Annotated in this window: 13 protein-coding genes; 6 read left to right on the forward strand and 7 right to left on the reverse strand. The window is 65.6% G+C overall.

Features of this window, described 5'->3' with window-relative positions; genetic code table 11:
* Positions 1-36: 36 nt before the first annotated feature.
* The 5 genes from ACUXVH_RS28765 to ACUXVH_RS28785 are packed head-to-tail and all read left to right on the forward strand — an operon-like array spanning position 37 to position 4,505.
* On the forward strand, positions 37-1,059 hold the full coding sequence (locus ACUXVH_RS28765; RefSeq protein ID WP_065364287.1) for a hypothetical protein: 1,023 nt from the start codon (positions 37-39) through the stop codon (positions 1,057-1,059).
* Positions 1,056-1,790 (forward strand): diiron oxygenase, encoded by a 735-nt coding sequence (locus tag ACUXVH_RS28770; protein WP_065364286.1) that lies wholly within the window; start codon positions 1,056-1,058, stop codon positions 1,788-1,790. Before ACUXVH_RS28765 ends, ACUXVH_RS28770 begins: the two co-directional genes overlap by 4 nt.
* On the forward strand, positions 1,787-2,878 hold the full coding sequence (locus tag ACUXVH_RS28775) for a hypothetical protein (protein WP_065364285.1): 1,092 nt from the start codon (positions 1,787-1,789) through the stop codon (positions 2,876-2,878). Before ACUXVH_RS28770 ends, ACUXVH_RS28775 begins: the two co-directional genes overlap by 4 nt.
* A gap of 51 nt (positions 2,879-2,929) precedes the next feature.
* Entirely contained in the window at positions 2,930-3,553 is a 624-nt protein-coding gene (locus ACUXVH_RS28780) for a phosphatase PAP2 family protein (RefSeq protein WP_065364284.1), read from the forward strand.
* On the forward strand, positions 3,540-4,505 hold the full coding sequence (locus tag ACUXVH_RS28785) for a fatty acid desaturase family protein (RefSeq protein WP_445496538.1): 966 nt from the start codon (positions 3,540-3,542) through the stop codon (positions 4,503-4,505). The genes ACUXVH_RS28780 and ACUXVH_RS28785 overlap by 14 nt, the downstream gene beginning before the upstream one ends.
* Positions 4,506-4,560: 55 nt before the next feature.
* On the opposite strand, the gene ACUXVH_RS28790 is transcribed toward ACUXVH_RS28785, so the two are convergent.
* The 3 genes from ACUXVH_RS28790 to ACUXVH_RS28800 all read right to left on the reverse strand — a co-directional run bounded on the left by ACUXVH_RS28790 (position 4,561) and on the right by ACUXVH_RS28800 (position 8,873).
* The gene (locus tag ACUXVH_RS28790) at positions 4,561-6,300 is read right to left on the reverse strand and encodes a dipeptidase (RefSeq protein WP_065364282.1); all 1,740 of its coding nucleotides are present in this window, start codon (positions 6,298-6,300) and stop codon (positions 4,561-4,563) included.
* 200 nt (positions 6,301-6,500) lie between these two features.
* A complete protein-coding gene (locus ACUXVH_RS28795) occupies positions 6,501-7,745 on the reverse strand; it encodes a saccharopine dehydrogenase family protein (RefSeq protein WP_065364281.1) in 1,245 nt (414 codons plus the stop codon).
* Between the two features lie 30 nt (positions 7,746-7,775).
* Positions 7,776-8,873, reverse strand: coding sequence for a carboxynorspermidine decarboxylase (locus ACUXVH_RS28800; RefSeq protein ID WP_011061817.1), 1,098 nt, complete (start codon positions 8,871-8,873; stop codon positions 7,776-7,778).
* Between the two features lie 242 nt (positions 8,874-9,115).
* Between ACUXVH_RS28800 and ACUXVH_RS28805 the strand changes: the two genes are divergently transcribed.
* Positions 9,116-11,044, forward strand: a complete 1,929-nt coding sequence (locus ACUXVH_RS28805; protein ID WP_065364280.1) for a hybrid sensor histidine kinase/response regulator — start codon at positions 9,116-9,118, stop codon at positions 11,042-11,044.
* A 29-nt stretch (positions 11,045-11,073) separates the two neighbouring features.
* Here ACUXVH_RS28805 and ACUXVH_RS28810 read toward each other — a convergent pair whose 3' ends face one another.
* The 4 genes from ACUXVH_RS28810 to ACUXVH_RS28825 all read right to left on the reverse strand — a co-directional run bounded on the left by ACUXVH_RS28810 (position 11,074) and on the right by ACUXVH_RS28825 (position 16,601).
* Positions 11,074-12,513, reverse strand: a complete 1,440-nt coding sequence (locus tag ACUXVH_RS28810; RefSeq protein WP_065364279.1) for an amidase — start codon at positions 12,511-12,513, stop codon at positions 11,074-11,076.
* 88 nt (positions 12,514-12,601) lie between these two features.
* Positions 12,602-13,774 (reverse strand): amidohydrolase, encoded by a 1,173-nt coding sequence (locus tag ACUXVH_RS28815; protein ID WP_065364731.1) that lies wholly within the window; start codon positions 13,772-13,774, stop codon positions 12,602-12,604.
* Positions 13,775-13,824: 50 nt separating this feature from the next.
* Entirely contained in the window at positions 13,825-15,129 is a 1,305-nt protein-coding gene (locus tag ACUXVH_RS28820) for an MFS transporter (protein WP_255313411.1), read from the reverse strand.
* A 110-nt stretch (positions 15,130-15,239) separates the two neighbouring features.
* On the reverse strand, positions 15,240-16,601 hold the full coding sequence (locus ACUXVH_RS28825; RefSeq protein WP_065364277.1) for a DUF1329 domain-containing protein: 1,362 nt from the start codon (positions 16,599-16,601) through the stop codon (positions 15,240-15,242).
* Positions 16,602-16,619: the final 18 nt, after the last annotated feature.

The following is a 16,619-nucleotide window of genomic DNA, read 5'->3' on the forward strand; positions in this document are numbered from 1 at the left end:
CGTCGCACGCCGTTCGCGTGCCCAGAGGAAGTCCCCATGCAGAACCCTTCTCTTGCCTCATTCGGCCGTTCCCTGGCGTGCCTGGCCTTGCTGGCACTCGGTGCCCAGGCCCAGGCCGCTCCCGGCGAGTTCGTCGGTCGCGGGGTGTACCACTTCGCTTCGGACAGTGGCTGCGCCACGTTCGCCTCCAGCAACCTCGACTGCAACCGCATCGCCCTGGACGTGAGTGATGCGCGGGCCAGTGTCGACCGGCAAACCCATGCCATCGTCATCGACGCCGACAGCAACCACGACAGCAAGACCGTGATCGGCGACATTCTGCTGCACGGCAGCGGCATCGCCAGCGACGGCCAGCGTGTGCCCCTGAGCCTGCAGGTGCTGCTGCGCCGTTCGGGCAAGGTGTGGAAATCCGATACCTATGTGCACGCACCGGTGCGTGGCAAGTTCCGTGACATCAGCCTCGATCCCTATCAGATCAGCGTCCGTGAAGGCACCCGTGAGCGCGTGCTGTTCAGCCCCGAACAGGCGCGCAACGTATTGGCCCAGCCGTCGATCGCGGCGCGCCTGGCCAGTTATTTCGTGGTGGTGCGCCCCAGCGATGCGCAGCACCCGACAGCGGGCGACATCACCATCGGCCTGGGCGTCGGCCGAGTGTCGAAGTCGCTGATGCGTGCCAGCTTCAGTACCAGGCAGCCGGGCAGCGAAGCGCTGGAGCAGGTGCTGCAGCAGGGCACCTGGAACCTCGACCTGCAGGCCCTGAGCGGGCAGATCCCGCTGTGGGTGGTACAGCGCCAGCTGTTTGTCTTTGCGCTGGAGGACAGCCCGTTGCTCAGGGAGGTGCGTCAGCGGGGCTTGAACAAGGGCGACAGCCTGGAGCTGGGCGCGGTCAACGGCCAGGGTTACCTGCGCTACAACGGCCAGGAGGAGAGCTTTCCCGGCGCTGCGGCCAGCGGCACGGCCTTCATGCGTGACAGCTTTATCGGCCTGATCCTGGCCTGGCAGCGCCATTCGCACGGGGCCAGGACGGCCACTGCCAGCGCCGCGCAGCCCGTGCAATGAATGCGGGGCAAGCGGTTGCCGGCGAGGCCAGCTTCGACTGCCTGAGCATGCCCCGGCCCCAGGGCCTGGGGGCGCTGCAGGCGCGGCTGGTGGACTGTATCAAGCGCGCCGCCTTGTTGCGCCTGCACCGCAGCCCGCGAGGCGAACGCCTGCTGTTGCGCATGTACCTGGCTGGTGAAGACGCCACCGAGCGTGCGTTGCTCGATGAGTTGTTGCCGCAGTCGCCACCCTGGCTCGAACGGCAGGTAGCACAGCACCTGGCCGATGAGCAGCGCCACGTGACCCTGTTTGCCGAGGCCCTGCGCGAGCGGGGCGACGACGCTCAAGCCCGCCTGGAGCCGGACTGGCTGAGCCGGCGCAAGATCCAGCGCTGGCAGCGCCTGGCCCGTCGTTATGCGGGGCTTTTCGAACAGGGCCTGCTGGTGCCGGCCTATGCCACCGGGCTGTGTGCCGAGCAGATGGCCGAGCGGGTATTGACCCGCCATTGTGCGGTGCTGGATGCCGGGCATGGCTTGTATCCGCTGCTGGCGCGGGTGCTGGCCGACGAGAAAGCCCACGTGCGCCTGTGCGAGAACACCCTGCGGCGCATCGTGGCGCCCCATGAGGCGGGCCATCTGGCGCGCCTGCTCAAGGACATTCGCCGCGTCGATGCGAGCTTTGGCGTGACCGGTGCCCTGGCGATGTATGGTGCCGGCTGGCTGCTCGGTGGTCGGGGCCGAGTGGGGCGATGAGTGCACGGATTCTTTACCTGGCGACCGCCGATGCCCGCGGGCACCTGATGCGTGCCCAACTGCTGGTACATGCCTTGCGTGCGGCCGGGGCCGAGGTCGAGGTGCTGACCACCTCGCAGCAGGGGCAGGACTTCCTGCAGCGCTTCGGCATTGCGGCGCAGATTCTCTCGCTGCATTACGCGGTGCAGTTCGACAGCCAGCAGAACATGCTGCGCCAGGCCACCAACCGCAATGTCGCCCACTACCTGTTCCGCCCCGGGCGCATGCTGCGGGACATCCTCCAACTGCGGCGCCGGCTGCGCGGCGTGGACCTGGTGATCAACGATTCCTTCCACCCGGCGCTGCTCTACATGGGCATGCTCCCGGGCTGGCGGCGCCAGGTGGTGCACGTGTACGGGGCCAGTCTCAAGGTGGCGCTGCTGAACAACTTTGCCGGCATGTGGCCGCGCCAGTTCGGGCGCCTGTTCGGCTGGATTGTCGGGCGCCAGATCGATACGGCGCGGGCGCGCATCGAGCACGATTTCGCCTATGAAGTCGACGATACCCAGGCCCCGGCACTGTATCGCCTGCCGACCCCGGTGGCCCTGGCCGAAGCCTTGCCGGAACAGGCCGTCGTGGGCGCCGCGGTGTACCTCAACCCGCATTTTCGTGAGCCCGACCTGGCCGATGCCTTGAGCCGTGGCCTGGAGGATGCCGGCCTGGACGCTCACCGCGTGGGCGAGGGTTATGCCGGGCGCAGTGGCTGGCTGCAGGTCGATCCGCTCTGGGCCAGCCGCGCTGCCCGGGCGCAACTCCTGGTCTCGGCACCGGGCATGGCGGCGCTGTCCATCGCCCGGGTCTACCAGCGGCCGATCATCCTGGTGGTGAGCGACCAGCCGGAACAGACCCGCAACGCCGCCCGGGCCCGGCAATTGCAGTTGCTGCACCGGGTGGTGACCTGGCGCGGCGACCCTGCCGATTTTCGCCGTCAGGTGGCCGAGGCGGCGCGGCAGTTGAGCGCGGCGGCGCCAGCGCCCGACGTGATCTTGGGCAACCAGCGGGCCCAGGCACGGATCGATGCCTGGGCCAGCCGCTTGCTCGGCTTGTGAGGGCGTGGCCTTGAGTCGTCACCGCTCCATGCGCGCACCGGGCCAGCAGCCATGACCGGCACCTTGCAGCGCCTGATAGCCGCCGCCAACCTTCGGCAGGCCCTGGCTGCGGTGTTCGCCCTGCTGTTGGGGCTGGGCGCGTTCATTGGTCTGCAGCGTCTGGTGACGCCGCGCTACAACTGGGTCACGCCATTGGATGAGCTGATCCCCTTTATCGCCCAGTCCTGGTTCGTCTATGTGCTGTTCTTTCCCTTTGTGCTGCTGGCGGCGGCCTATGCCAGCCAGGAGGGCTTCAGGGCCCTGCGCAACGCCACCGGCATGGCCTTCACCGTTGGGCTGCTGTGCTTCTGGCTGTTCCCCGAATATGTGCCGAGGCCGGATATCGCCGCCCTCGACAATGGCTTCCTGCAACAGCGGCTGGGCCGGATGTGGCAGCTGGACCTGGCCTGCAACGGTTTTCCCAGCCTGCATGTGGCCGTGACCTGCCTGGCCTGTCGCGCGCTCTGGCGCCGCCCTTGCAAAGAGCTGAGCGCTGTCATCGGCCTGCTGATCTGCCTCTCGACCCTGACCCTCAAGCAGCACACGCTGATCGATGTGGCGGGCGGCCTGTTCCTGGCCCTGGCCTGTGCCCTGGCCACCCAACGACAAGGAAACCCTGCCCGTGTCCCAGCCTGAACCCCGTGCCGGAGAGAATCGGGCCCTGCGTGCCTTTGCCCCCGCTGCGGGGCTGTTCCTGCTCAAGCCCTGGACCGGTGGCCTGGCGCTGCTGGCCGACTGGGGGCTGATCGCCGCCGCGTTCGCCTGCGCTGCGCTCTGGCCGCACCCCGTCACCTACCTGCTGGCCGCGCTGCTGATCGCCCGCAGCCAGTTGGCGCTGGCGGTGCTGATGCACGAGAGCGCCCACGGCCTGCTGCTGCGCGGGCAGAAAGCCAATGATCGGCTGGGCCAGTGGCTGGCCGCCGGCCCGCTGTTCCTGTCCCTCTGCACCTACCGCGCCGGCCACCTCAAGCATCACCTGCATCCGATGGAGCATGACGACCCGGTGGTGGCGGTCTTCGGCCTGGGGGATTACCCCTTGCCCCGGGGCAAGCTGGCCCTGCGCCTGCTGGCGGACCTGTGCGGGGTGGGCTACTTCATCAGTGCCTTGAGGTTCGCCCGGGGTGACTACCGCGCGATCATGCCCCGGGTCGACAAGTCGCCGCGCCAGGCCCTGGAGGAAGTGCTGTCCATGCTGGTCAGCAACGGCCTGCTGTTCGGCCTGCTGGCCTGGAGCGGCCACCCCTGGCTGTACCTGGGGTTGTGGCTGTTGCCGGCGATTACCCTGCTGCCCTTGCTGGGCCGGGTACGAGCCATCATGGAGCATGCCGGCCTGCCGGTTGCCGCCGACCAGAGCCGCAACGCCCGCAGCATCGTGCGGCCCAGCGTGCAGACCTTCCTGTTCGGCCCCCACGCCATCCACTACCACATCGAGCATCACCTCTATGTGCGTGTGCCGTTCTACCACCTGGGCGGCCTGCACCGGCAACTGGCCACGGCGCAGTTGCTGCCCGAGGGCAACCTCTACCAGGGGTATGGCGGGGTACTGCGAGATGTCAGCGACCCCGACTGGAGGTCATCGGCGCGCTGAGGCGTGGAGGAGGGGGAGCACGGGCCCGCCATGGGTGGCGGGCCCGTGAGGGCGGTCAGAGCTTGGGCAACTGGCCGATGCGGCCGACCATCTCGGTGACGATCTGCAGGTCCAGGAGGAACTGCTCCACGGTCTTGAACTCGTTGTCGGTGTGGCCGGTGTACTTGACCTCGGGCCGCGCCAGGCCGAACTGCACGCCGTTGGGCAACTCGTGCACCGAGGTGGCGCCGGCGGAGGTGCCGAACTTGTGCGCCATGCCCAGGTTCTCGCTGGCCACCGCCAGCAGTACCTTGACCCATTCACCCTCGGGGTTGCGGTACATAGGTTCGGCGATCTTGGTGTCGATGTTCACCGCTACCTGGGTCTTCTTGCTCCAGGCCGCCAGCTTGTCGGTGATTTCGCCCTTCAGCACTTGCGGGGTCTTGCCCTTGGGCACCCGCAGGTTGACCGCCAGCTTGAAGGTCTTGTCATCCACGCTGACCTGGGTCAGGGAGGTGGTCAGCGGCCCCATGAATTCGTCGGAGAAGCCGATGCCCAGCTTGTTGCCCAGGTAGTCCAGGCCCCAGTTGTCGGCGGCGTAGCGGGCACCATCGGTGAAGGCGTTGTGCTTGAAAGCGATCTTGCCGTCCTGGCTGTTGATGAAGTCCAGCATCCGCGCCACCGGGTTGACCCCGGACTCGGGCTCGGAGGAGTGGGCCGAGACGCCGGTGACCGTCAGTTGCACATCCTTGCCCACCACCTTGGCCGCGACCTGGAAGTTGCCGCCGTGCTGCTTGGCATATTCGGCGCCGGCCTTTTGCAGGCTGGCGGCCAGTTCCGCGGGCTGCTCGGTGACCAGGGTGGCTACCGAGGTCGAGGGGATCTGGTTGGTGGCCAGGCCACCGGTGAGGTGGGTGATCTCCGCCCCTTTGCCCTCGGCGGCGCGCCGGGCGAAGCTGGCCATGACCGTGCCGTAACCTTTCTCGGCGATCACCACCGGGTAGCCGCCGTCCAGCGCCAGGTTGTAGTTGGGCGTCGGGTTGTGTTCGAAGTAGTAGGGAATGGCGTCGCCGCTGGTTTCCTCGGTGGTGTCCACCAGCAGCTTGAAGTTCCGCGCCAGGGGCAGCTTCTCTTCCTTGATGATCTTCATCGCGTAGAGCGCTACCACGATGCCGTTCTTGTCGTCTTCGGTGCCGCGGCCGTACATGCGGTCGCCGATCAGGGTGACCTTGAACGGGTCGAGGCGGGTGCCGTCTTCGAGCACCCAGTTTTCCGGGGTCACCGGCACCACGTCGGCGTGGGCGTGGATGCCGACGACTTCATCGCCGCTGCCTTCCAGGGAGATCTCGTAGACCCGGTTGTCGATGTTGCGAAAGTTCAGGTTGAAGGCCTTGGCCAGGTCCTGGATCTTGGCGGCGATCTTGAGGAACTCGGGGTTCTTGTACTGCGGCACGCCGTCGATGTTGAAGGTGGGGATGGCCACCAGCTCGCGCAGGGTTTCGGTGGCGGCCTTGCCGTACTTGATCCGGGCGTAGAGGCCCAGCAGGCGGTGGATCTCGTTCTGCTGTTCGGCGTTCAGGGTCTTGTTGGCCAGGAAGGCCTCGATGGTCGGGGCGAGCTGGTCGCTCTTGGCCAGCGGGCTCTTGGCCAGGGTGCCGAGGAACTGGCGGAAATCCGTGACCGTGGCGTCATTGAAGGTCTTGAGGATGGCCGCGCTTTGTTGCGGGGTAATGTTGGCCTGGGCGATCGAGGTGTAGGACGACAGGCTGGCGAGCATCAGGGTGGCCGCAGCCAGGTGCTTGAGAGAAAAATCCATTGCGGAGGGCATTCCTTTGCAGGGGGTAAGGATTATCTGAGCTGTTAGTCAGAAACCTTGCCAAGCTAACACTGCGAAGGAGCAGGGCGGGAGCCCCTGAAGTGGGATCTGTCGCACAGAAACGCAAAAGCGACGCACAAACGAAACATTCATCCAGGCAGGAGGCGCCTGCATCGGCGCCTCCTGTCGTGGCTAGTGCATCAAGCCTTGGCGTCCCATGGGCGGTCGCCCTGTTCGTCCTTGATGCGGGTCGGCAGGCCCATCAGGTCCAGCGCCTTGAGGAACGGCTTGGCCGGCAGTTCCTCGACGTTGGCCATGCGCTGTACGTCCCACTCGCCACGGGCCACCAGCAGGGCGGCGGCTACGGGCGGTACGCCGGCGGTGTAGGAAATGCCCTGGCTGTCGGTCTCGGCGTAGGCTTCTTCGTGGTCGGCCACGTTGTAGATGAAGACTTCGCGCGGCTGGCCATTCTTGCTGCCCTTGACCAGGTCACCGATGCAGGTCTTGCCGGTGTAGCCCGGGGCCAGGGAGGCCGGGTCAGGCAGCACGGCCTTGACCACTTTGAGCGGCACCACTTCCAGGCCTTCGGCGGTCTTCACCGGTTGCTCGGAGAGCAGGCCCAGGTTGCGCAGCACGGTGAACACATTGATGTAGTGCTCGCCGAAGCTCATCCAGAACCGCACGTTGGGCACGTCGAGGTTCTTCGACAGCGAGTGCACTTCATCGTGGCCGGTCAGGTACAGGTTTTGCGAACCGACCACAGGCAGGTCGTCGGTACGCTTGACTTCGAACATGGTGTTGCTGGTCCACTGGCTGTCCTGCCAGCTCCACACCTGCCCGGTGAATTCGCGGAAGTTGATTTCCGGGTCGAAATTGGTGGCGAAATATTTGCCGTGGGAACCGGCATTGACGTCGAGAATGTCGATCGAGTCGATGCGGTCGAAATGTTCCTGCTGGGCCAGGGCCGCATAGGCGTTGACCACGCCCGGGTCGAAGCCGACGCCGAGGATCGCGGTGATGTTCTTCTGCTGGCACTCTTCGAGATGCTTCCACTCGTAGTTGCCGTACCAGGGCGGGGTCTCGCAGATCTTGCCCGGTTCTTCGTGGATCGCGGTGTCCAGGTAGGCCACACCGGAATCGATGCAGGCACGCAGCACCGACATGTTGAGGAAGGCGGAACCGACGTTGATGACGATCTGCGACTCGGTCTCGCGGATCAGCGCCTTGGTTGCCTCGATGTCCAGCGCGTTGAGCGCATAGGCTTTTATTTCAGCGGGCTGTTTGAGGCTGCCCTTGGCCTTGACGCTGTCGATGATGGCCTGGCATTTGGAGATGTTGCGCGACGCGATAGCAATACGACCGAGTTCGTCGTTGTGCTGCGCGCACTTGTGGGCCACCACCTTGGCGACACCTCCTGCACCAATGATAAGAACATTCTTCTTCAATTTATTTACTTCTCCTCGTGACCTGTCCGCTCAGGAAAGGCTGGACAGGTAGTCTTCGAAACCAAACTCGCGTACCACCTCGATGCTGCCATCGAGTTGTTTCACGACAATGGACGGCATTTTCAGACCGTTGAACCAGTTTTTCTTGACCATGGTGTAACCCGCCGCATCAATGAACGACAGTCGATCGCCGATGGCCAGCGGACGATCAAATTGGTATTCGCCGAAGATATCCCCGGCCAGGCAGGACTTGCCGCACACCATGTAGGTATGTTCGCCCGCGCTTGGTGACAGCTTGGCGTTCAGGCGATAGATCAGCAGGTCGAGCATGTGGGCTTCGATGGAGCTGTCCACCACGGCCAGGTGCTTGCCGTTGTACAGGGTGTCGAGCACGGTCACTTCCAGGGAGGCGCTCTGGGTGATCGCCGCTTCGCCCGGCTCCAGGTAGACCTGCACGCCGTACTTCTGGGAGAAGGCCTTGAGGCGCGCGCAGAAGGCGTCCAGGGCGTAGTCCTCGCCGGTGAAGTGGATGCCGCCGCCGAGGCTGACCCACTCGACCTTGTGCAGCAGGTGGCCGAAGCGTTCCTCGATGGTGGTCAGCATCTGGTCGAACAGGCCGAAGTCGCCGTTCTCGCAGTTGTTGTGGAACATGAAGCCGGAGATCTGCTCGATGACCTGCTCGATCTTGGCTGGGTCCCACTCGCCCAGGCGGCTGAACGGGCGCGCCGGGTCGGCCAGCAGGTAGTCCGAACTGCTGACCTGGGGGTTGACCCGCAGGCCGCGCACCTTGCCCGCGCTGGCGTCGGCAAAGCGCTGCAGCTGGCTGATGGAGTTGAAGATGATCTTGTCGCAGTTGGCGAGCATCTCCTCGATCTCGTCGTCGGCCCAGGCCACGCTGTAGGCGTGGGTCTCGCCTTCGAACTTCTGCCGGCCGAGTTTGAGCTCGTAGAGCGACGAGGAGGTGGTGCCGTCCATGTACTGCTGCATCAGGTCGAACACCGACCAGGTGGCGAAGCACTTGAGGGCCAGCAGGGCCTTGGCGCCGGACTGCTCGCGCACGTAGGCGATCTTCTGCATGTTGCTCAAAAGCTTCTGCTTGTCGATGAGGTAGTACGGCGTCTTGATCATTTCAGGGTCTCCGGCAGGGCCAGCCAAAAAGGTACGCATTGTGCCCGCAGTGCCACTAGATCGAAAGCTCGGAAATATATTTTCCACGGTCAACCGTCTGTCCCTTGCGTTGTCGAGCCAGGCATGCGATTCCACACAGACAGCTGCAGGCGGTGCACACTGGCCCGAGCCCCGGTCGATGAATGCTGCGGCGCTGCAACGTTTCGCCGATTCGATGAAAAAAATACCCGACGGAAACTGCCATGCCTGATCTGCCCGAGCCGTACCGCCCTCTCACTGACGATCGCTTCCGCCTGCTGGTCGATGCGGTGGTGGACTACGCGATCTACATGCTCGACGCCCAGGGCCGGGTCGCCAGTTGGAACAGCGGTGCCCAGCGCTTCAAGGGCTACCGGGAGGAGGAAGTGCTGGGCCGGCACTTTTCCTGCTTCTATACCCCCGAGGATCGCCAGGCCGGTTTGCCCCAGAGGGCGCTGGACAGTGCCGCGCAGTGCGGGCGTTTCGAAGGCGAGGGCTGGCGCCTGCGCAAGGATGGCACGCGGTTCTGGTGCCATGTGGTGATCGACCCGATCCGCGACAGCGCCGGCGGGCTGATCGGCTTTGCCAAGGTCACCCGGGACATGACCGAGCAGCGGGCCGCCGAGCAGACCCTGAAACAGAGCGAACAGCAGTTCCGCCTGCTGGTGCAGAGTGTGACCGACTACGCGATCTACATGCTCGATGCCCAGGGCCGGGTCAGCAGCTGGAACCTGGGGGCGCAACGGATCAAGGGCTATGCCCCAGAGGAAGTCATCGGCCAGCACTTTTCACTGTTCTATACCGCCGAGGACCGGGCCAGCGACGAGCCGCGCAAGGCCCTGGAAGCCGCCGCCCGCGAAGGCCGTTTCGAGAAGCAGGGCTGGCGCCTGCGCAAGGACGGTACGCGGTTCCTGGCCCATGTGATTGTCGACCCGATCCGCGCCGACTCCGGGGCCATCATCGGTTTCGCCAAGATCACCCGCGACATCACCGAGGTGGTCCAGGCGCAGAAGGAACTGGAGGTCGCCCGCGAAGCGCTGTTCCAGTCGCAGAAGCTCCAGGCCATCGGCCAGCTCAGCGGCGGCATCGCCCATGACTTCAACAACCTGCTGACGGTGATCCGCGGCAACCTGGAGCTGCTGCACAAACGGGTCGGCGATGACCCCAGGCTGCGGCGCCTGCTGGACAACGCGCTGCAGGGCACCGAGCGCGGCGTGACCCTGACCCAGCGCATGCTGGCCTTCGCCCGGCGCCAGGAGTTGAAATCCCAGGCCCTGGACCTGGGCCAACTGGTGGCCAGCCTCAGCGGCCTGTTGTGCAGTTCGGTGGGGCCCAGGATTGCCCTGCGGGTGGAGATGGCGCCGGACCTGCCGGCGGTGCAGGCTGATCTCAACCAGCTGGAACTGGCACTGCTGAACCTGGTGAGCAATGCCCGGGATGCCATGCCCGAGGGCGGTTCGATCCTGATCGAGTCGCAATTGCGCGGGGCCACGGGCAACCTGGCCCGGGGGCAGTACGTCTGCCTGGCGGTGGTCGACGATGGCCAGGGCATGGACGAACAGACCCTGGCCTGCGCCGCCGATCCGTTCTTCACCACCAAGGGCCTGGGCAAGGGCACCGGCCTGGGCCTGTCGATGGTCCACGGCCTGGCCGAGCAACTGGGCGGGCGCCTGGTGCTCCAGAGCCGCCTGGGCCAGGGCACCCGCGCCGAGCTGTGGCTGCCCCTGGCGAGCGCGGCCAAGGGGTCGCCGGGCAGTGAGGCCATGCCGGCCCCGGGCCCGGACCACCCGCCGCTGTGCGTGCTGCTGGTGGATGACGACAGCCTGGTCCTGGACAGCACCACGCTGCTGCTGGAGGACCTGGGCCATCGAGTCATCCGCGCCGCCAGCGGGGCCCAGGCGCTGCAGTGTCTTGAGCAGCACCGGGACATCCAGCTGATGATCAGCGACATGGCCATGCCACACATGGATGGCCGCCAGTTGGCCGAAGCGGTGCGGCGCCTGCACCCGCAGTTGCCGATCATCCTGGCCAGCGGTTATGCCCAGCGCCAGGACGGCCCGGTGCCGGAGCTGCCACGGATCTTCAAGCCCTTCAGCCAGGCGCAGTTGAGGGACGCCCTGGCCCAGGTCCTGGCGCAGTCTGCGGCGGGCTGACTGCGGCGCACGGCAAGAGGGTGCAAACCCTACACCGGCGACACCTGCTGGGCCATGGCCGCGCCGGTCATGGGGGCCTGTGGAAAGGGCGCGGGAAATGCACGCTCGTAAGCCCGGCATACCCGCAGCACCTGATCGTCGGCAAATCGCGCGCCAACCACCTGCAGGCCGATGGGCAATCCCGCCTCCGAGAACCCGCAGGGCAATGAGGCAGCAGGTTGCTGGGTCAGGTTGAAGGGGTAGCTGAAAGGCGACCACTTCATCCAGTCATCGATTGCACTGCCGGGCGGGGTGTCGTGGCCCGCCTCGAACGCGGTGATCGGCAGCATCGGACAGACCAGCAGGTCGTAGCGGCTGTGAAACATGTTCATGTGGGCCATCAAGGCCGCCCGGGCTTCCTGGGCCGCGGTGAAGTCGGCGAGGGTGGTGTGGCGGCATTCTTCGGTAAAGCGCAACAGGCCCGGATCGAGCATGGCTTTCTGGGCCGTGCTCAGTTGCCGGGCCAGCGTCTGTGCGCCGGCGTAGATCACGCTCTTGAACAGTTGCAGGGGGTCGTCGAATCCCGGGTCGACCGCTTCGACGATCGCCCCCAGTTGTTCCAGCCGCGCCACGGCCTGCGCCACCTGGCGAGCGACCTGCGGATCAACCTGCACATAGCCGAAGTCTGCACTGTAGGCGATGCGCAGGCCGTTGAGGTGGGTGCTGTCGGGCAGCCACGGGGTGTGTCGCGGGGCTCCCATCAGCGCGTCCCGCGGGTCGGGCCGGGCGATGGCCTGCAGGAGCAGTACGGCATCCTCCACGGTGCGGGTCATGGGGCCCAGGTGAGACACCAGGGTCGTCGCGCTGGCCGGGTACTGGGGGATGTAGCCAAAGGTGGGCTTGAAGCCGAAAGTGCCGGTAAAGCTGGCGGGGATGCGGATCGAGCCTCCGGCATCGCTGCCCTGATGCAGCACGCCCAGATTGAGCGCCGCGGCCACCGCTGCGCCGCCGGAGGAGCCGCCACTGGTCATGCGGGTGTCCCAGGGGTTGCGGGTGATGCCGTAGAGCGGGCTGTCGGTCACGCCTTTCCAGCCGAACTCCGGGCTGGTGGTCTTGCCCAGCACCACGGCGCCGGCCTCCCGCATGAAAGTGGTGACGGGCGCGTCGACGTCCCAGGGGCCTTGCGCGCCAATCGTCAGTGATGCCTTGCGCGATGGCATGCCCCGGGTCGGGGTCAGTTCCTTGATCGATGTGGGCAGGCCGTCGAGGGCGCCGCAGGGCTGGCCCTTCATCCAGCGCTTTTCAGCTTCGCGTGCGGTGTTCAGCGCGCCTTCGGGATCGGTGTAGCAAAAGGCATTGACCCGCGGGTTGAAGCGCTCGATGCGGGCCAGTGCGTCCTGGGTGACCTCCACGGGAGACAGCTGCTTGTCACGGTAATGACCGAGCAGCTCGATGGCGCTCATGTCGGCGATGGCGGTAGCGTTTGGCATGGCAGTGTCCTGATAGGCGGGTGCAGGGCTGGCCTGCACAAGACAGTGTGTGGGCGCCCAGTTCGGGGCACCCCGAGAACCAAGCGCCTCAGCGCAAGTAGCCTTCGACCAGTTCCACCCAGCACGCTGCGCCCAGGGGAATCAATTGATCGTTGAAGTCGTAGTGATCGTTGTGCACCGAGCAGCCGTTGAACTCCCCGGTGCCGTTGCCCAGGCCGAAATAGCAGCCGGGCACTTCGTCCAGCATCCAGGCAAAATCCTCGCTGCCCATGGCCCTGAATGACACTTGCTCCACCACGTTCTCGTCGCCCAGGGCCTTGCGCGCGGCGTCGAGCATCTGTCGCGTCTCGGCGACGGTGTTCACCAGGACCGGGGCCAGCAACTGATAGTCGATCTCGGCGGTGACCCCGAATGCTGCGGCCTGGCCCTCGACGATGGTGCGGATCCGCTGCTCGACCTGTTGGCGGATCGCCGGGTCAACCGTGCGCACGCTGAGCTCCAGCATGGCCGATTCGGGAATGATGTTGGTGGCGGTTCCGGCGTGTACCTTGCCGATGCTGATCACCACCGCATCGTTGGCGCTGATGTTGCGCGAGACCACGGTTTGCAGGGCACTGATGATGCCGGCCAGGGCCGGGATCGGATCGACGGCGCGCTCCGGCACGGCGCCGTGTCCGCCTTTGCCGGTCAGGGTAATGCCGACCCGCTCGGACGAGGCCATGACCCCGCCGCTCTTGATGATCGCGTAGCCCACGGGAAACCCCGGCATGTTGTGGAAGGCGTACACCGCATCGCAGGGGAAGCGCCGGAACAGCCCGTCGGCCATCATGCTCCTGGCGCCGGTCAGGCCTTCTTCATCCGGTTGGAAGATCAGGTTCAGCGTGCCGTCGAACTCGCCGTGCAGGGCCAGTTGTTCGGCCGCCGCCAGCAGGGTGGCGGTGTGGCCGTCATGACCACAGGCGTGCATCACCCCGGCGCGTTGGCTGGCCCAGGGCAAGCCGTTGCGCTCGATGATCGGCAGGGCATCCATGTCCGCCCGCAGGCCCAGGGTCCTGGAGCCCGAGCCGCGACGCAGGACGCCGACCACGCCATGGCCGCCCACCCCGGTGTGGACTTCATAACCCCAGCCTTCGAGCAGGCCGGTGACCAGGGCTGCGGTGTCCAGGGTGTCTTCACCCAGCTCCGGATGGGCGTGGATGTTGCGCCTGATCTTCAGGAAGCGCTCGGTGCTGGCTTGCAGTCGGTCTTGCAGAGAGGTCATGTTCACAACGGATTCCTTGTTCCAGGTAGAGGGGCAGTTGCAGGTCGGATTCAGGGACGGCCGGGATATTCCGGGTAGAAACGCAGGGCCACGCCACTGAGCACGATGGCGCTGCACAGATACCAGGCAGGTACCAGCGGGCTTGCGGTCACGGCGATCAGCCAGGTCACGATCAGCGGCGAGAACCCCCCGAACAGGGTGACCCCGAAGCTGTAGACGATCGACAGCCCGGTGACTCGCTCGTCACGGGCGAAGGCTTCCATCAGCAGCGCCAGGCCGGCGCCGCCGCTGATGGCCATCGGCAGGATCAGCATCGACACCGCCACCAGGCAGAGCAGGGTGCTTTGCAGGCCCAGCAGCATGAAGGCCGGGTAGGTCAGGATGATCTGCAGCCCGCACAGCCAGTACAGCAAGGGCTTGCGCCGTGGCATGCGGTCAGCCCATCGCGAGGCCAGCGGGGGAACGACCGTCAGCAGGACGCAAGCGAAGGCCACCAGCGAAAAGGCGAAGCTGCTGGAGTAGTGCAAGGTCCGGGTGAGGTAGGTCGGCATGTAGAACACCACCATGTAGGAGGTGACCGTCGAACTGGCCATGAGCAGTATGCCCAGCCCCAGGGTGCGCGCGTGCTTGCGCAACAGGTCGCGAAACGGCGTCGGGTTCTCCGGGTTCTGGTGGGTTTCATCCAGGTGCTTGCGGATGTACCAGCCCACCGGGCCTATCAGCAGGCCGATGATGAACGGAACGCGCCAGCCCCAGCTGTGCAGCGCCTGCTCCGACAGAACGCTGGTCAGCAGCAGCCCGGAAAGCGCCCCGAGCAGGGCGGCAGCGCCCTGGCTCGCGCCTTGCCAGCAGACCATGAAGCAGCGGTTGTCGGTGCGTCCGGACTCCATCAGGAAAGCCGACGCGGCGCCAACCTCACCGCCCGCGGAAAAACCCTGCAGCATCCGCCCCAGCACCAGCATGATGGTGGCGAAGATCCCGATGCTGGAGTAGGTGGGGGTAAAGGCAATGATGCCCGTGCCCACAGTCATCAAGGCAATGGTCAGCGACAGCGCCTGCTTGCGGCCGTAGCGGTCGGCCACCCGGCCAATCAGTACCGCCCCTAGCGGGCGGACGACAAAACCCAGGGCGAAGGTCACCAGCGACATCATCAGCGATGCCAATGGTGAGTCGGAGGGGAAGAACAGCTGGCCGATGATCACCGCGAAAAAGCTGTAGACGGTGAAGTCGTACATCTCCAGCGCATTGCCCAGGGAGGAGGCGACGACCACCCGGCGCATGTTGCCGCGGGGTGTCGCCGGCGCTGCGCACGGCGCGTATTGAAGCGGTAGCGAAGGAGCGGGGGTGCTTTTCATGGCATTTTCCAAAGAGTGGCGGTTGGCGCAAGGTCTGTGTCCACCGCCAGTACGAGGTCCTGGCGCCCCCTCGGCGAAGGCGCTGTTGTTCGAGCCGTCGTGACCCGAGTTCAGCGCACCCCACTCTGGCGCAAGGCGTTGGGCGTGAACTCGGCCTCCAGCGCCTTGACGCCGAACTGATAGTTGCTCTTCTCTTCGTTCTTCAGGCCCAGCACCAGGTAGCGGCCGCTGACCATGTCATTCAGGGTCTCGGCGGTGTACCAGGGCACCTGGCTGTTGTAGTAGGAAAGCTGGTGGGCTTCGGCAACCCGCCACAGGGTATTGCGCCCGTCGTAGTGATCGATGACCGCGGCCTGCCAGGAGTCCTCGTCGATGTAGAAATCGCGCTTGGCATACACATGGCGCTGGCCGGGTTTCAAGGTCGCGACCACGTGCCACACACGGTGCAGTTCATAGCGCGCCAGGTCCTGGTTGATGTGCCCGGCCTTGGTGATCTCGGCGTACTTGAGCGTGGGCGAATCGAGCTTGTAACTGTTGTAGGGGATGTACAGTTCCTGCTTGCCCACCAGTTGCCAGTCATAGCGATCCGGCGCGCCGTTGAACATGTCGTAGTTGTCCACCACGCGCTGGCCGTCGGTACTGGCGGCCGGCCCGTCGTAGGCCACCTGCGGGGCCCGCCGCACACGGCGCTGGCCGGCGTTGTAGATCCAGGCCTGGCGCGGTTCCTTGACCTGATCGAGGGTCTCGTGAACCAGTTCCACGTTGCCGGCCAGGCGCGCGGGCGCGACCACGGTCTGCTTGTTGTAGAACAGCACGTTGCTCGGCTTGGCCGGATCGTAGTCGGCGAGGCTCTCGCGCAACACGTACTGGTGGGCAAAGGTCACGGGTGTGCCGTTGCCCTGGACATCCGGCACGATCTGCACCATCTGGCGCTTCACGCTGTCACCGCGATAACGGGTGATGTGGTTCCAGATCACCTCCAGCCCATTCTTGGGAATCGGAAACGGATAGGCCTTGGTGAAGTGCTCCAGGCCGTTACCGCCGGCAACCAGGGTGGTGTTCAGGGCGTTCTTGCGGGCTGCCTCGACGATGCTCGGCGGTACGTTGGCGCTGCGGTGAGTGGGGTAGACGTTCATCCGGTAATCGGGGTAGCGCTTGAACATCGCGACCTGGCCCGGGGACAGGCGGCTTTTGTACTGCTCGACGTTCTGCGAGGTAATGCTGAACAACGCATGTTCGCTGCCATAGGGGTCGGCGAGAAAACCTGCGCTGTCGATCGCTCCGGCATTCTTCGCCAGGCCGCCGGTCCAGGCCGGAATGGTGCCGTCGGCATTGCCGGCGCGCTCGGCACCCACCGGGGTCAGCGTGGTCTCGAGCTTGGCCGCCTCTTCGGGCGACACTGCGGCCATGGCCGACGTGCAAAGCAGCAGCGACAACGCACTGCCGTGAAAAACCGACTTCGAAATGTTCATCGCACCCTGTCCTGTTCG

Source organism: Pseudomonas sp. 8(2025) (genome assembly GCF_052665325.1).

Coding starts and splice junctions, on each gene's coding strand:
- ACUXVH_RS28810 (WP_065364279.1), bottom strand. CDS start 12,513: ATGCCAAACGCTACCGCCATCGCCGACATGAGCGCCATCGAGCTGCTC.
- ACUXVH_RS28775 (WP_065364285.1), top strand. CDS start 1,787: ATGAGTGCACGGATTCTTTACCTGGCGACCGCCGATGCCCGCGGGCAC.
- ACUXVH_RS28800 (WP_011061817.1), bottom strand. CDS start 8,873: ATGATCAAGACGCCGTACTACCTCATCGACAAGCAGAAGCTTTTGAGC.
- ACUXVH_RS28825 (WP_065364277.1), bottom strand. CDS start 16,601: ATGAACATTTCGAAGTCGGTTTTTCACGGCAGTGCGTTGTCGCTGCTG.
- ACUXVH_RS28805 (WP_065364280.1), top strand. CDS start 9,116: ATGCCTGATCTGCCCGAGCCGTACCGCCCTCTCACTGACGATCGCTTC.
- ACUXVH_RS28770 (WP_065364286.1), top strand. CDS start 1,056: ATGAATGCGGGGCAAGCGGTTGCCGGCGAGGCCAGCTTCGACTGCCTG.
- ACUXVH_RS28780 (WP_065364284.1), top strand. CDS start 2,930: ATGACCGGCACCTTGCAGCGCCTGATAGCCGCCGCCAACCTTCGGCAG.
- ACUXVH_RS28820 (WP_255313411.1), bottom strand. CDS start 15,129: ATGAAAAGCACCCCCGCTCCTTCGCTACCGCTTCAATACGCGCCGTGC.
- ACUXVH_RS28790 (WP_065364282.1), bottom strand. CDS start 6,300: ATGGATTTTTCTCTCAAGCACCTGGCTGCGGCCACCCTGATGCTCGCC.
- ACUXVH_RS28765 (WP_065364287.1), top strand. CDS start 37: ATGCAGAACCCTTCTCTTGCCTCATTCGGCCGTTCCCTGGCGTGCCTG.
- ACUXVH_RS28815 (WP_065364731.1), bottom strand. CDS start 13,774: ATGACCTCTCTGCAAGACCGACTGCAAGCCAGCACCGAGCGCTTCCTG.